11 protein-coding genes are annotated in these 16,037 nt (G+C 65.2%); all 11 read left to right on the forward strand.

What is annotated here, in order from left to right; all coding sequences use genetic code 11:
- Positions 1-12: 12 nt before the first annotated feature.
- Complete coding sequence (locus tag KF715_18350; protein ID MBX3738662.1) at positions 13-1,131, forward strand: ABC transporter substrate-binding protein; 1,119 nt, start codon at positions 13-15, stop codon at positions 1,129-1,131.
- Positions 1,132-1,429: 298 nt separating this feature from the next.
- The gene (locus tag KF715_18355; GenBank protein MBX3738663.1) at positions 1,430-2,551 is read left to right on the forward strand and encodes an ABC transporter substrate-binding protein; all 1,122 of its coding nucleotides are present in this window, start codon (positions 1,430-1,432) and stop codon (positions 2,549-2,551) included.
- A gap of 50 nt (positions 2,552-2,601) precedes the next feature.
- Complete coding sequence (locus KF715_18360) at positions 2,602-3,720, forward strand: ABC transporter substrate-binding protein (GenBank protein ID MBX3738664.1); 1,119 nt, start codon at positions 2,602-2,604, stop codon at positions 3,718-3,720.
- Positions 3,717-4,607: a branched-chain amino acid ABC transporter permease gene (locus KF715_18365; protein ID MBX3738665.1), complete on the forward strand. Its 891-nt coding sequence runs from the start codon at positions 3,717-3,719 to the stop codon at positions 4,605-4,607. The genes KF715_18360 and KF715_18365 overlap by 4 nt, the downstream gene beginning before the upstream one ends.
- Position 4,608: 1 nt before the next feature.
- Entirely contained in the window at positions 4,609-5,550 is a 942-nt protein-coding gene (locus tag KF715_18370) for a branched-chain amino acid ABC transporter permease (GenBank protein ID MBX3738666.1), read from the forward strand.
- On the forward strand, positions 5,547-6,338 hold the full coding sequence (locus KF715_18375; GenBank protein MBX3738667.1) for an ABC transporter ATP-binding protein: 792 nt from the start codon (positions 5,547-5,549) through the stop codon (positions 6,336-6,338). Before KF715_18370 ends, KF715_18375 begins: the two co-directional genes overlap by 4 nt.
- Before the next feature lie 97 nt (positions 6,339-6,435).
- On the forward strand, positions 6,436-7,143 hold the full coding sequence (locus KF715_18380) for an ABC transporter ATP-binding protein (GenBank protein MBX3738668.1): 708 nt from the start codon (positions 6,436-6,438) through the stop codon (positions 7,141-7,143).
- A 140-nt stretch (positions 7,144-7,283) separates the two neighbouring features.
- A complete protein-coding gene (locus KF715_18385; protein MBX3738669.1) occupies positions 7,284-9,896 on the forward strand; it encodes a hypothetical protein in 2,613 nt (870 codons plus the stop codon).
- Positions 9,897-9,974: 78 nt separating this feature from the next.
- The gene (gene htpG / locus KF715_18390; GenBank protein MBX3738670.1) at positions 9,975-11,819 is read left to right on the forward strand and encodes a molecular chaperone HtpG; all 1,845 of its coding nucleotides are present in this window, start codon (positions 9,975-9,977) and stop codon (positions 11,817-11,819) included.
- A 237-nt stretch (positions 11,820-12,056) separates the two neighbouring features.
- Entirely contained in the window at positions 12,057-13,262 is a 1,206-nt protein-coding gene (locus KF715_18395) for an ATP-binding protein (GenBank protein ID MBX3738671.1), read from the forward strand.
- Positions 13,263-13,268: 6 nt separating this feature from the next.
- Positions 13,269-15,827 (forward strand): tetratricopeptide repeat protein, encoded by a 2,559-nt coding sequence (locus KF715_18400; protein MBX3738672.1) that lies wholly within the window; start codon positions 13,269-13,271, stop codon positions 15,825-15,827.
- Positions 15,828-16,037 lie beyond the last annotated feature (210 nt).

The raw sequence follows: 16,037 nt of genomic DNA on the forward strand, positions 1-16,037 counted from the left end.
TTCCCTCCCCGCATGCCGCCCTTTGCCCGCCTCGCCGCCCTCGCCAGCCTCCTCGCCGCGACGCTCACCGCCGCCGAGCCGATCAAGATCGGTCAATACGGCGCCTTCACCGGCAAGGACGCCGACTTCGGCCTCGCCGCGCGCAAGGGCGTGACGCTCGCCGTCGAGGAAGCCAACGCCGCCGGCGGCGTCCTCGGCCGCCCGATCGAGCTCATCGTCGAGGACAACCAGTCCAAACAGGGCGAGTCCGCGACCATCGCGAAGAAATTCGTCTCGCGCGACAAGGTCGTCGCCGTCCTCGGCGCCAACATGTCCAACCACTCGCTCGAAGCCGCCCCGGTTTTCCAGAACGCCAAGGTCCCGATGATCGCCATCACGTCCACCAATCCGCGCGTGACCGAGATCGGCGACTACATCTTCCGCGTCTGCTTCATCGATCCGTTCCAAGGCACCGCGCTGGCACAGTTCGCTGTCGGTTCACTGAAGCTCAAGCGCGTCGCCATCCTCACCTCCGTCAACAACGCCTACAGCGTCGGCCTCTCGAAGAACTTCCGCGAACAAGTCACCAAACTCGGCGGCACCATCGTCGCCGAGCAACGCCACAACGAAGGCGACAAGGATTTCCGCGCCCAGATCACCGCGATCAAATCCGCCGGCGCTGAGGGCATTCTCCACTCCGGCAACTACACCGAGGGCGCACTCATCTGCAAACAGGCGCGCGCGCTCGGCTTCACCGGCCCGATCTTCGGCGGTGACGCCTGGGAAGGCCCCGAATTCCTCGCCATCGGCGGCGCCGCGGTCGAAGGCACCTACTACTCCACGCACGCCTCGAACGAGTCCGACGCTCCCGCGATGAAAGCATTCGTCGCGCGCCACCAGAAACGCTGGGGCGAACTGCCCAACGCGACGACGACGCTTGGCTACGAGTCGGCGATCCTGCTCTTCGATGCCCTGAAACGCGCCGGCACGACCGACAGCAAGGCGCTGCGCGACGCCCTCGCCGCGACCAAGGATTTTCCCGGCGCCACCGGCCCGATCACGATCGACGAAAAACGCAACGCCGCCAAATCCGCCACGATCGTCGTGGTCAAGGACGGCAAGTTCAAGTTCCTCGAATCGGTCCAGCCCTGAGCGGTGCTGCGTGCCGCTCGTTGAAGTTGAATGTTTGAGTTTAAGAAAACTCAGCGTCCGAGCGGAGGGTGGCGCGTCTCCTCGCCCGCGACTCTTCAACTTAAACTCCAAACTTAAACTGGCGCGCAGCGCCCCCTCCGTGTCGCTGGTTGAAGTGGAAGTTTCGGTTTAAGAAAAACCCGACCTCGGGAACGAGACGTCACCGGCGGCGCGCTCCCCGCAGCCGCCTCTTCAACTTAAACTCCAAACTTAAACTGGCGCGCAGCGCCCAAGCGCGCTTGCCTCGCGCGCAACACGCATGAATCGCCTTACCCCCTTCGTCCTCGGCGGCGCTTTGCTCGCCGCCGCCTGTCTCCACGCCGCCGATCCGATCAAGGTCGGCGAATACGCCTCGCTCACCGGCAAGGAAGCCGCGTGGGGCCAGAGCTCGCACAAGGGCACGCAACTCGCCATCGAGGAAATCAACGCCACCGGCGGCGTCCTCGGCCGCCCGCTCGAACTGTTGACCGAGGACAACCAGTCCAAGCAGGGCGAGTCCGCCACCGGCGCGAAGAAACTCATCACGCGCGACCGCGTCGTCGCCATCCTCGGCGAAGTCGCCTCGATCCGCACCCTCGAGGCCGCACCCGTCATCCAGAACGCCAAGATCCCGATGATCGCGCCGGGCGCCGTGAACGCGAAGATCACCGAAGTCGGCGACTACATCTTCCGCGTCTGCTTCATCGATTCCTTCCAGGGTGTCGTGCTCGCCAAGTTCGCCCGCGAAACCTTGCAGGCGAAACGCGTCGCCGTCCTCACCTCGGTGAACAGCGCCTACAGCGTCAGCCTCGGCAAGGTTTTTAAGGAGCGCTTTGTCGCCGACGGCGGCACCGTTGCCCTCGAACAGAAATACAACGAGGGCGACAAGGACTTCCGCGCCCAACTCACCGCCATCAAGGCCGCCAAGCCCGACGCACTCATCGTGCCCGGCTACTACACCGAGGCCGCCCTCATCTGCGCCCAGGCCCGCCAACTCGGCCTCACGCTGCCCATCTTCGGCGGCGACGGCTGGGACGACCCCGCGCTCATCGCCATCGGCGGCGCCGCGGTGGAGGGCACGCACTTCTGCACCCACTACTCGCCCGACAACCCGAGCAAAGCCGTGCAGGATTTCAACCAACGCTACCGCGCCCGCTTCGGCGAGCCGCCCGGCGCCTACGCCGCGCTCGGCTACGATTCGGTCGCCGTCCTCGCCGATGCCATCAAGCGCGCCGGCAGCACGGAGCCCAAGGCCCTGCGCGACGCGCTTGCCGCCACGAAGAATTTCCCCGCCGTCACCGGCAGCATCACGATCGACGAAAAGCGCAACGCCTCGAAGCCCGCCGTCATCCTCACGGTGAAGAACGGCCAGTATCAGTTCGTCACCAGCGTCGCGCCGTAACGCAGTTCACGGTTGAAAGCCGGACGAGCGTGGTTTGGCTCCACGCGTCAATGCGCCGCCTTGCCGCCCTCGCTTTTCTCGCCCTGACCGCATGCGCCTTCGGCGCCCCCGAGCCGATCAAGCTCGGCATGTTCGCCTCGCTGACCGGCAAGCAGGCCTACTTCGGCGAAACGAACAGCCGCGGCGCCTCGTTCGCCGTCGAGGAAATCAACGCCGCCGGCGGCCTCCTCGGCCGCAAGGTCGAGCTGTTGATCGAAGACACTCGCTCGACGCCGGGCGAAGCCGCTACGTCCGCGAAGAAACTCCTGCACCGCGACCACGTCGTCGCGCTCGTGAGCGGCACCGCCTCATCGCCCGCCCTCGAAGTCGCTCCGCTGTGCCAGGCCGCCGGCGTGCCGCTGGTCGCCGCGACGGCGACGAACCCGCGCGTGACCGAGACCGGCGACTTCATCTTCCGCGCCTGCTTCGCCGATCCCTTCCAAGGCACCGTGCTCGCCCGCTTCGCCAAGGATCGCCTCCACGCCCGTCGCGTCGCCGTGGTCATTGCCAACGGCTCCGCCTACAGCGTCGGACTCGCGAAATACTTCCGCGAGCGCTTCACCGCCGACGGCGGCGAGATCGTCGCCGAGCCGAAATACAGCGAAGGCGAAAAGGACTTCCGCGCCCAACTCACCGCCATCAGGGCCGCCAAACCCGACGCCGTGTTCGCCTCCGGCGACTACCTCGAATCCGCGCTCCTCTGCGTGCAGGCCCGCGCCCTCGGCCTGACGATGCCGTTCTTCGGCGGCGACACCTGGGACGCCACCGCGCTCGTCGAACTCGGCGGCAAGGCGGTCGAAGGCGGCTACTTCACCGCCCACTTCTCCCCCGAAGCGCGCGACCCCGCCGTGCAGTCGTTCGTCGCGCGTTTCGAGAAACGCTTCGGCCTGAAGCCCGACACCGGCATGTCGCTCGGCTACGACGCCGTCATGCTGCTCGCTGACGCCATCAAGCGCGCCGGCACGACCGACGGCCGCGCCATGCGCGACGCGCTGGCCGCGACGAAGGACTTCGCCGGCGTCACCGGTCGCATCACGATCGACGCCCAGCGCAACGCCGCGAAGTCCGCCGCCATCTTCACCATCCGCGACGGCAAGTTCGTTTACCTCGAATCCGTCGATCCACGATGACGGAATTTCTCCAACAGCTCCTCAACGGCATCTCCCTCGGCGCGATCTTCGCGCTCATCGCGCTGGGCTACACGATGGTCTACGGCGTGCTGCGCTTCATCAATTTCGCGCACGCAGACGTGTTCATGGTTGGCTCCTTCGTCGGTTACTACGCCGGCAAACTCGTGCCGGAGCACTCGATCTGGGGCGGACTGTTCGTGCTCGCGCTCGCGATGATCGCGTGCGCCGTGCTCGGCGTCGTGATCGAACGCCTCGCCTACCGCCCGCTGCGCGGCGGTCCGACGCTGAACGTCCTCATCACCGCCATCGGCGTCTCGCTCCTGTTGGAAAACCTCGGGCAGTTCGTCTTCGGCGCCACGCCGCGCCCGTTCCCCGAGTTGTTTCCCGTCACAACCTACGACTTCGGCGGCGTGTTCATCTCGAGCAACCAACTCGTCGTGATTGGCGTGACGCTGCTGCTGCTCTTTGCGCTCCGGTTCATCGTCATGCGGACGAAAATCGGCACTGCGATGCGCGCGGTTTCGATGAACAAGCAGGCCGCCTCGCTCGTGGGCATCAACAACGACCTCGTCATTTCGTTCACCTTCGCGCTCGGCTCCGCGCTCGCGGCGGCCGGCGGCATTCTCTACGCGCTCAACTATCCGTCGATCGACCCGCTGATGGGCGTGCTGCCCGGCCTGAAGGCCTTCGTCGCCGCCGTCCTCGGCGGCATCGGTAACATCCCCGGCGCCGCGCTCGGCGGCATGTTGCTCGGCATCGTCGAGACGTTCGTCAACGGCAGCGAATGGTCGACCTACAAGGACGCCATCGCGTTCGCGTTGCTCATTCTGATCCTGCTGTTCCGCCCCGCCGGCCTGCTCGGCCGCTACGTGAAGGAGAAGGTCTGACATGCCGCGGCCGCTCCTCAGCCTCCTTGTCGCGATCGCCGCCGCCCTCGGCATTTCCGCGGTCTCCGATCACATTGATCCTTACCATCTCGATGTGGCCGTCGGCATCGGCATCAACATCATCCTCGCCGTCTCGCTCAACCTCGTGAACGGCTACACGGGCCAATTCTCGCTCGGCCACGCGGGCTTCATGTCGGTCGGCGCGTATCTCTCCGCCGCAGTCACGATGCTGCTCGGCCCGAAGCTTCTCGGCGAATCCGGCGGCACCGCGTGGCAGCAAGGCGGCTTGTTTTTCGGCGCGCTCGTCGCCGGCGGACTCAGCGCGGCGTTCGCCGGCCTGCTCGTCGGCATGCCCTCGTTGCGGCTGAAGGGCGACTACCTTGCCATCGTCACGCTCGGCTTCGGCGAAATCATCCGCGTGGTTTTCCAGAACTGCGAACCGCTCGGCGGTGCGCTCGGCCTCAACGGCATTCCCGCCTACACGACGATCTTCTGGGTCCTCGCGTTCGCGGCGCTCACGGTCTTCACGATCTACTGCCTCGTCCATTCGACCTACGGCCGCGGCTTCCTCGCCACGCACGACGACGAAATCGCCGCCGAGGCGGTCGGCCTCAACACCACGCGCTACAAAATCGTGGCGTTCGTCGTCGGCGCCTTTTTCGCCGGCATCGCCGGCGGACTCTACGGGCATTTCAAGCAGACGATCTCCGCCAGCGGTTTCGATTTCACCAAGTCCATCGAGATCGTCGTCATGGTCATCCTCGGCGGCATGGGCAACACCCTCGGCGTGATCCTCGCCGCCATCCTGCTCACGCTGCTGCCTGAAGTGCTGCGCGGTTTCTCCGACTACCGGATGATCATCTACTCGCTGTTGCTCGTCGTGCTCATGCTCGTGCGCCCGGAGGGTCTGTTCAACTTCCGTCGCCGGAGGCCCACGCCGTGAGCGAGCCGATCCTCCAACTCGACAAAGTGACTATCCGCTTCGGCGGCCTCACCGCCGTGAACGCGGTCGACTTCGTCATCAACGAAGGCGAGCTCGCCGGCCTCATCGGCCCCAACGGCGCGGGCAAGACCACCGTCTTCAACCTCATCACCGGCGTCTACCGGCCGACCGAAGGCACCGTGCGCTACGCCGGCCGCGATCTCGCCGGCGTGCCGGCGCACGCCCGCGCCGAGCTCGGCATCGCGCGGACTTTTCAGAACATCCGACTCTTCGGCAGCCTCAGTGTCCTCGACAACGTGCGCGTCGCCATGAACCTCCACCGCGAGAACTCGCCCGCGCAGGCGCTCGTGCGCCTCGGGAAGTTCCGCCGCGAGGAAGCCGCGCTGACGCAGCGCGCCGACGAGTTGCTCGAGCTGTTCAACCTCCGCCGCTTCCGCGACGCCCCCGCGAAGAGCCTCCCCTACGGCGAACAGCGCCGCCTCGAAATCGTCCGCTGCCTCGCGACGAAGCCTCGCCTGCTCCTCCTCGACGAGCCCGCCGCCGGCATGAATCCGAGCGAGAAAATCGCCCTCGTGGAGCTGATCCAGCGCGTGCACCGCGAGTTCCGGCTCTCGATCCTCCTCGTCGAGCATTCCATGCGCGTCGTTATGGGCTGCTGCTCGCGCATCGGCGTGCTCGACTACGGCGTGAAGATCGCCGACGGCTCGCCGGCGCAGATCCAAGCCGACCCGAAAGTCATCGAAGCCTACCTCGGCGAGGACCACGCCACGTCGCTCTCGCATCATTGAGAAAAAAGGAACCACAGATGAACACAGATAAACACAGATGCCGTCGGTCCGGGTTTCCGGATCAGCGTTCATCCGTGTCCATCTGTGGCTAGAAAAAATGCTCGTCGTCGAAAATCTCTCCGTCTCCTACGGCGCCATCAGCGCGCTGGGCGGGATTTCGTTCCGCATCGAGCAAGGCCGCATCGTCACGCTCGTCGGCGCCAACGGCGCGGGCAAGACCACCACGCTCAAGACCCTCTCCGGCCTCCTGCGCGCCAAGAGCGGCGCGGTGAAGTTCAAGGGCGAGGATATCACCCGCCTGCCGCCGCACCACATCGTCGCCCGCGGCCTGGGCCACGTGCCGGAAGGCCGCATGGTGTTCGCCAATCTCACCGTCGACGAAAACCTCGCGATGGGCGCCTACCTCCAACGCGACCGCGAGCGCATTGCCCGCAACCGCGACTACGTCTTCGGCATTTTCCCGCGCCTCAAGGAGCGTCTCGCCCAAGCCGCCGGCACGCTCTCGGGCGGCGAACAGCAGATGCTCGCCATCGGCCGCGCCCTGATGGGCGAGCCGCAGTTGCTCATGCTCGACGAGCCCTCGCTCGGCATTGCGCCGAAGCTCATCAGCACGATCTTCGAGAAGATCATCGAGATCAACCGCGAGCGCGGCGTCACGATCCTGCTCGTCGAACAGAACGCCAAGCTCGCGCTCGAAATCTCGCACGACGCCTACGTCCTCGAAACCGGCCGCGTGGTCATGCAAGGCCCCTCGGAAAAACTCCGCGCCGACCCGCAGCTCAAAGCCGCCTACCTCGGCGGCTGAGGCATCGTCCCGCAAGGTAGCCCGCGACTTCCGGGCGCGGGTCGACTCGTTCCACCTTGGGCCACACGATCGCTCCCGACAGTCCGGCACACCCGCAGTTGCGCGAGGGATGCCGCCGGCGCATCGTTCGGTTCGACCCCATGAAAGCCCGTCACGCGTTTCGCTGCTTCGCTTTGCTCGCCGCGCTTTCGTCGCTTGCGGCCGCCATCCCCGCACCGCTCGACCGCTGGCCCGAGTCCACGCGCGAAAACAAACCGTGGATCCGCTGGTGGTGGCCCGGCAACGCCGTCGACGAGCCGAACCTCACGCGCCACCTCGAATCGTTCGCTGCGGTCGGGCTCGGCGGCGTCGAGATCACGCCCATCTACGGCGCGCGCGGCTACGAGTCGCGCTACGTGGACTTCCTTTCGCCGCGCTGGATGCAGCTCGTCGAGCACACCGGCCGCGAGGCGCAGCGTCTCGGCCTCGGCGTCGACATGGCCACCGGCACCGGCTGGCCCTTCGGCGGCCCGTGGCTCCAGCCCGCCGACGGCATCCAGAAAGCCGTGCTCGTCGACGGCCAGCTGACCGGCAAACCCACCGGCATGAAAGTCAAACGCGCCGCGCCGGGCGACGAAGGCCTCGTCGTCGATCCCTACTCGCCCGCGGCACTCAGCCGCTACCTCGCGCCGTTCGGCGCGGCCTTCGAAAAGTTTCCGCGCGAACTCCTCCGCAGCCAGTTCCACGACTCGTTCGAATACTACGAATCCTCCTGGACGCCCGAGCTGCCGCGCGTCTTCCAGGAAATGCACGGCTACGACGTCCAGAAATTCGCCGCCGCGCTGGCGGCCAAGGACGGCGAGAGCACGCTCCCGCCAGAAACGCTGGCACGCATCAAGGCCGACTACCGCACCACGCTCGCCCGACTCCACCTCGACTACGTCCGCACCTGGCGCGACTGGTCGCACGCCCGCGGCTGGCTCATCCGCAACCAGGCGCACGGCGCGCCGGCCAACCTGCTCGACCTCTACGCCAACGCCGACATCCCCGAGGTCGAGGTGTTCGGCTCCACGCCCTTCGCCGTGCCCGGGCTGCGCCGCGACCGCGCCGATATCCGCGACGACCATTCGTTGCCCGAGTCGCTCCTCCTGCGTATGGCCTCCTCCGCCGCGCACGTCGCCGGCCATCCGCTCACCTCCTGCGAGACGCTCACCTGGCTGCGCGAGCACTGGAAAGAGGCGCCATCGATGATGAAGCCCGAGATCGATCGCATCTTCGCCGAGGGCATCAACCACCTCGTCTACCACGGCAACGCCTACTCGCCCGCCGACGCCCCGTGGCCCGGCTGGCTCTTCTACGCATCGACGGAGTTCAACGACCGCAACCCGCTCTGGCCCGATCTCGCCGCGCTCAACACCTACGTCACGCGCATCCAATCGATCCTCCAAGCCGGCCACCCCGACAACGACGTGCTCGTCTACTGGCCGGCCCACGACGTCTGGGACAACCCGGCCGGTCTGATGAAGATGCTCGAAGTCGCCGACACGCGCTGGATGGTCGACTCGCCCGCCGGCCAGCTCGGACGCGCGCTGCTCGCCCGCGGCTACGCGTTCGACTGGATCTCCGACGACCAACTCGCCGCCACCACGGCTGCGCCCGACGGCACCTTGAAGACCTCCGGCGGCACGCCCTACCGCGTGCTCGTCGTGCCCGCTGCACGCCGCATGCCCGTGGAGACGCTGCGCCAAATCGCCGCTCTCGCCGCGCGCGGCGTGCCCGTCGTCCTCCAATCGCTCCCCGAAGACGTGCCCGGCTACGGCCGGCTCGACGCGCGACGCACCGCTTTCAAAGCGCAACTCGCCGCCCTCGGCCAGACCGGCGCCATCGTGGTCGGGAACACCGACCCGGCCGCGCTGCTCGCCGCACCCGCCTTCGCCTCACACGCCCGCCGCGAAACCATCGTCGACTCCGGCGTGAGCTTCATCCGCCGCCGGCACACGAATGGCACGGACTATTTCTTCGCCAACCTCGGCGCGAAGCCTCTCGACGGCTGGGTCACGCTCGGCACCGGCGCAACCGACGCGTTCATCCTCCATCCACTCTCCGGCCGCGCCGGCCGCGCCGCATTGCAGCCCGACGCCACGCACGCCGCGCTCTACCTCCAACTCGCCGGCGGCGAGTCGCTCATCGTGCGCACGAGCGAGCAGCGCCAGCCGACCGACACGCCCGTCTGGACCTACGTCGCGCCGGCCGGCGAAGCGCTCGCGCTCAGCGGCACGTGGCAAATCGAGTTCGTTCGCGGTGGTCCGGTCCTGCCGGCTCCGATCCGAACCAGCGAATTGAAATCGTGGACCGAACTCGGCGACGCCGAAGCACAGCGCTTCGCCGGCACCGCGCGCTACCGTCTCGAGTTCGATCTGCCCGGCGACGTGCGCGCCGACGACTGGGAGCTCGATCTCGGCGACGTCCGCGAGACCGCCCGCGTGCGCCTGAACGGTCGCGCCGCCGGCCTCGCTTGGTCGCTGCCGTTCCGCCTCCGCGTCGGTCCGCTCCTCCGCCCCGGCCGCAACGTCCTCGAGCTCGACGTCACCAACCTCGCCGCCAACCTCATCCGCGACCTCGATCGGAGCGGCGTCACCTGGCGAATCATGCGCGAGATCAACTACGTCGACATCCGCTACAAGCCCTTCGACGCCTCGCAATGGAGCCTCGCCCCTTCCGGCCTGCTCGGCCCGGTGCGGCTGATCCCGCTCTCCAAGGCCACACCCCGCTAGACACGGCAAATTCCCCCGCTTGATTTTTTCCAGAGCCCGCTACACTAGCGGGCTCTTTTCTTTACCTACCATCCCACCATGTCGACCCACACTCCGCAAAAATTCGAGTTCCAAGCCGAGATCAAGCAGCTGCTCGATATCGTCATCCACTCGCTCTACACGGAGAAGGAGATCTTCGTCCGCGAGCTCGTGTCGAACGCCTCCGACGCGCTCGAAAAGCTCCGCCATCTCCAACTGACTGAGAAGGACATCCACGACGACGCCCAGCCGCTCGAAATCGCCATCACGACCGACGACAAGGCCAAGACCGTCACGATCCAGGACTTCGGCCTCGGCATGACGCGCGAGGAGCTCATCCAAAACCTCGGCACCATCGCCCACTCCGGCTCCAAACAGTTCCTCAAGGCCCTCGGCGAGTCCGGCGCGAAGAACAGCAACCTCATCGGCCAGTTCGGCGTCGGTTTCTACAGCGCGTTCATGGTCGCGAAGTCCGTGAAGGTCTACTCGCACTCCTGGCAAAAGGACGCGCCCGGCCACGTTTGGACGAGCGACGGCTCCGGCAGCTACGAAGTCGAGGAAGTCGCCGACCAGCGCCGCGGCGCGAAGATCGTCGTCGAGCTGAAGGACGACTGCGCCGACTTCGCCCAGGACTGGAAGCTCAAGGAAATCCTCACCCGCTACAGCGCCTTCGTCGGCTTCCCTATCACGCTCAACGGCGAGAAAATCACCACCGTCCAGGCGCTCTGGCTGCGCAGCAAGTCCGAGATCAAGGACGAGGAATACACCGAGTTCTACAAGTTCCAGGCCCACGCCCACGACGCCCCGCGCTATCGCCTGCACTTCAACGCCGACGCACCGCTCACGATCAATGCGCTCGTCTTCGTTCCGCAGGAAAACACCGAGAAACTCGGCTTCTCCCGCCTCGAGCCCGCCGTCGCGCTCTATTGCCGCAAGGTCCTCATCGACGCCCAGCCGAAGGACCTGCTCCCCGAGTGGCTCCGCTTCCTCAAAGGTGTCATCGACAGCGAGGATCTCCCGCTGAACATCTCGCGCGAGACGATGCAGGACAAGGCCCTGCTCGACAAACTCGGCAAGGTCATCACCAAGCGCTTCCTCAAGCTCCTCGAAGAAGAAGCCACCCAGCGCACCGACGCCTACAACGAGTTCTACGCCCAGTTCGGCATTTTCCTGAAGGAAGGCGCCGCGCTGGACTTCACCCACAAGGACCAGATCGTGAAGCTGCTCCGCTGGGAGTCGTCGCTCACCGAGAAGGGCAAGACCACCTCGCTCGCCGACTACGTCTCGCGTATGAAGGACGGCCAAAAGGAAATCTATTACCTCGTCGCCCCAAATCGCGAAGCGATCGAGTCCGGCCCGTATCTCGAAGGCTTCAAGGCCCGCAACCTCGAGGTGCTCTTCTGCTACGAGGCGGTCGACGAATACGTCTTCAACAACGTCCGCGAATTCGACGGCAAGAAGTTCCTCTCCGCCGACCACAGCGACGTGAAACTCGAGGACGTCCCGCAGCAAGGCGAGGCGCTCAGCGAGTCTGACGCGAAGGACCTCGCCAAGTGGCTCCAAGACACGCTCGGCGCGCAGGTCGCCGACGTGAAGACCAGCGACCGCCTCGTCGGCTCGCCGGCCCTCGCGACCAACGCCGACAAGTTCGCCTCGCCGATGATGCGCCGCATGATGAAGGCGATGAAGAAGCCCGGCGAAGCCGACGAGCCCGTGAAGGTGAACCTCGAGATCAACCCGCGCCACGCGGTCATCAAGAAACTCGCCTCCATGCGCACCGCCGATGCCGAAAAGGCCGAGCTCGTCGCCGAACAACTCCTCGACAACGCCCTCATCGCCGCCGGTCTCCTCGAAGACCCGAGCCGCATGGTCGCGCGCCTGAACAAGCTTCTCGAAAGCGTCTGATACCGGGCGCGGATTCCGCTCCGCGCCGCGCCGCCTCTCCTCAAAATAAAAAACTAGGCACCGGGTTTCTCCGGTGCCTTTGCTTTTCAGTAGGGCGAGTCGCCCCAGCAAGCCGCCCGCCTGAGCAATACCCCGAGACTGCATGCCTGGTGCCGGCCCTCGGCAGCAACCCGCGCCTAAATTTTCAGACAATATTTTTGTTGCGCGTTTTTATTTTTGCGCATCATTTCCATTGCCATGCCTCTCCGGATCAAAATCGGCCCGCCCGTATCGGAAGATGATTTCTATCCCCGCCCTGAGCTTATCGCACGATTACTCAGAGCCTTGGAAAACTCCCATGTCGCATTCTTGGGACCTCGTCGCACCGGTAAGACCTCCTGCCTTAAGCGAATCCTCTCTGCCCCACCAACAGGTTACGTTCCGATTTCCATCAATCTGGAAAAATACGACCGAGTTGAGGACTGGTTCCTTGCGATGCTTGTGCAGGTCCGAGCGGAGCTCGGCAAGCCAGGCCCGAAAGCTCCTTGGTTGGTGGAAAAGGGCGCAAGCTTCCTACAGCGGATCGAGGAACTCACCATCGCGGGCCAAGGCATTAAGCTGGCCGCAACCAAGCAGCAGTCCGCCCCGTGGCGGCCGCTAGCGGACGATCTCCTCAGTCTGCTCAAGGATGCCAATCCGCCGATCATCTTCCTCCTCGATGAGTTTCCGGTCTTCCTGAATCTCGTCGCTCGCAAGCACTCGAAGGAGGAAGTCGAAGCCCTGCTGAACTGGTTCCGCTCGGCCCGCCAAGAGTTGGTGGGCCTCGCGCCGCGCTTCCTCGTCACCGGCTCCATCGGCCTCAAGGGCGTGGTCCGCCGATTGGGACTATCCCCTACGATCAACGATTTCGACACAGTCGAAATTCCGCCTCTGGCCGAAGCCGACGCGCTGAAATTCCTCCGCGCGCTCGCCCACGACAACGGCGTCGCGCTGAACGCCACCGGCCGACGTCACATCATCACGCTCCTCGGCAGCGCTTGGCCGATTCTCCTCCAGCTTTTCATTTCCGAGATCAGAGAGTCAGCCTCGAAGAAAGCGCCGACCAACGCCGCGCTGGAAAAAATCTACCGCGAATGCCTCGTGGCCGGCCCGCGCAACGAATACTGCTCCGGCATGTTCACCCGGCTCAAGGAGGTGTTCTCCGCTAGCGAGCTTCGCCTCGCTCGCGAAATCCTGAAATCTCTCTGCTGTTCTGACCTCGGCCTGTCGCGCGCCGAGTTCGAGGCGATTCATGCCCGCCTCGTGCCAGTGACCGAAGAGCGCGCCTTGCACGCCGACGAACTCGATTACGTCCTCGATGCACTCAAGCACGACGGCTACCTGCACCAGGAATTCGAGGGCGAGATGCGCACGCGCTTCGCGTCGAATATCCTGCGCGACTTCTGGAAACGGAAAACCTCCTGACCTGCCATGTCCTCCGGCCTGCCCTTCGCGCTCTACAATCCCGCGCTGCTCACCCCAGACGCCTTGCTCGGCGAATTCATCGCCCGGCGTCCGATGCTCGACGCCCTGCTCAACACCATCCGCGAGAACACCGCCGGTCACGCTCCGCAACACGTGCTGCTGGTCGGTGCGCGCGGCATGGGTAAAACCACCACGCTCTGGGCCATCGCGCACAGCGTGAGCCGCGACGCCACGCTCGCGAGGGAGTGGCAGCCGGTCGTGTTCGACGAGGAGAGCCGGCGCGTCGGCGATCTCGCCGACTTTTGGCTCGAGGCGATTCGGCAATGGGAGCACGCCACCAAGGATCCGGGTAACCGCACCCAAGCCCTGCTCGATACGGCCGGAGCCGACATCGAGGACCGCGCCCGCGAAGTTTTCCTGAGTGCCGTTAAGACCAGCGGCCGCCGCGCCCTGCTGCTGATCGACAATTTGAACGATGTGCTCGCTTCGATCCGCGACCCCGAGCCGCTGCATCGCCTGCGGGCCTTCCTCATGGAGGACTCCCGCGTCATGCTGATTGGCGGCGCCACACGTTACTTCCCGGAGGTCACCGACGTTGACCAGCCGTTCTACGACTTCTTCCGCGCTTTCGAGCTGAAGCCGCTGTCGTTGGAGGAAATGAAGGCCTGTCTGCTGGCTCTCGCCCAAAGTCGCGGTGGAGAGACCGTGGAAAAAGCCGTGCGGGAACGCGAAGGCACCATGCGCTCGCTGCATTTGCTGACCGGCGGAAATCCACGCCTCATCAAAACCTTCTACCGCCTGCTGGCCGAGGGCCTGCGCGGCGACATCCGCGCCGACCTGGAGCGATTGCTCGACGAGTTCACGCCCTACTTCAAGTCCATCGTCGATGCGCTCCCCACGCAGCAACAGCGCATCTTCGACACCGTGGCGCTCAACTGGGACCCCGTGGACGTCGCCACCATCGCCCACGCCACCCGCGTGCCGAGCAATCAGGTCAGCTCGCAGCTCCGCATGTTGGTCAAGGCCGGCCATGTCGCCGAAGCCGCCGGCAGCCCCAAGCGCAAAACCTACCTGCTCGCCGACCGCTTTTCGAATATCCACTACCTGATGCGCCACGGTCGCGCCGCCGGCAGCCGGTTCAATTGGTTTGTCGCCATCCTGCGGTTGATCTTCCCCGACCAAGACCACGCCACAACCCTGGCGAGGCTGGCCCGACAAACCGCCGAATGCGGACCCGAGGGGATGCGCGATGCCCGCGAACTGCTGCACAGCGCGCTGAGTCGCGCCGATTCCGCCGACTCCCGCCGCGAATTGCTGCATGCCACCTTCCGGGAGACTTGGGATAAGGACACCTTTAACTCTTTCTCCCACTGGTTCGACCTGACAGAGGCAAAGCCTCACCTGCCCGAGAGCGATATCCTAGCCTTCTTCCAGCAGATGCCGACTGCTCTACGCAAGAAACTCGGCTATGAGCCCAGCTCGGCCCAGTGGTGGCATCGGCTTACGGATTTTCTGGAGGAGAAATCTGCGTGGGCGCTCGCCGAAGCCGCCTACCGCAAGGCCATCGAACTCGATCCCAAACGCGCCTACCCGTGGAACGATCTAGGCAACTTACTCCAAAATCACCTCGGCCGGCCCGCAGAAGCCGAGGTCGCCTATCGCAAGGCCATCGAACTCGGCCCCATATACGCCTACCCATGGAACGGCTTGGGCAATCTGCTCAAAAATCATCTCAGCCGGCCCGCAGAAGCCGAGGCCGCCTACCGTAAGGCCATCGAACTCGACCCCATATACGCCAACCCATGGAACGGTTTGGGCAATCTGCTCCAAGATCATCTCGGCCGGCCCGCCGAAGCCGAGGTCGCCTACCGCAAGGCCATCGAACTCGATCCCGAACTCGCCTACCCGTGGAACGGCCTGGGAAACCTACTCCAAGTTCATTTCAGCCGACCCGCCGAAGCCGAGGTCGCCTACCGCAAGGCCATCGAACTCGATCCCAAATTCACCAACCCATGGAACGGCTTGGGTAGCCTGCTCCGAGTTTACCTCGGCCGGCCCGCCGAAGCCGAAGCCGCCTATCGCAAGGCCATCGAACTCGATCCCAAACTCGCTCGCCCGCTGAGCGGTTTGGCTGAACTGCTCTCCAAGCAAGATGGCCGCATTTCAGAAGCCAGAGACTGCGCCATCCAAGCCCTCCTCCTCGAGCCGGATTCCGTTTTTGTCCGGCACGCCTTCCAGCAGTTGTGCACTGATCAAGCCAAGGCCTGGCAAGCGGTCTTGCCCTCACTCGCCGCTTGGTGCGCCAGCCACCCCAAGGCCGGCAACGTCTTCGAGTTCACCGTGGACGGCTTCATCCGCTTCGCGCGCCTGACCAGCCCCGCCGAGGCCCTCGCGCTGCTCGACAGTGCTCCCGCCGCCGCGCAGCCCTTCGAGACTCTGCGCGACGCGTTCCTCGCCCACGCCGACCGCAATCACCTCGACCGTCTCGCGCCCGAGAGAAAAGTCGTGGCCATCGAGCTGCTCAACCGCATCAAAAACCCTCCAGCCGATCAGTCACAGAGTTGATCAACTGAACCGCGTTCCGGATAGCCGAACCCTCCACTGTGGATGACCGCGCGATCGAGCGCGCCAGCACCGAAACGCGCGAGCGCGACCCAAGCCGCGTTGGTTGCCGTAGGCCTCACCCGAGATGAGGTTCTACGGCTTGGCTGAAATCCGCTCGCGGTTTCACCCTGTTGTTGGGTTGGCCGTAGAGCTCGACCTCGGGTCGGTGCC

The sequence above is a fragment of the Candidatus Didemnitutus sp. genome (genome assembly GCA_019634575.1).
Lineage (GTDB): Bacteria > Verrucomicrobiota > Verrucomicrobiia > Opitutales > Opitutaceae > Didemnitutus.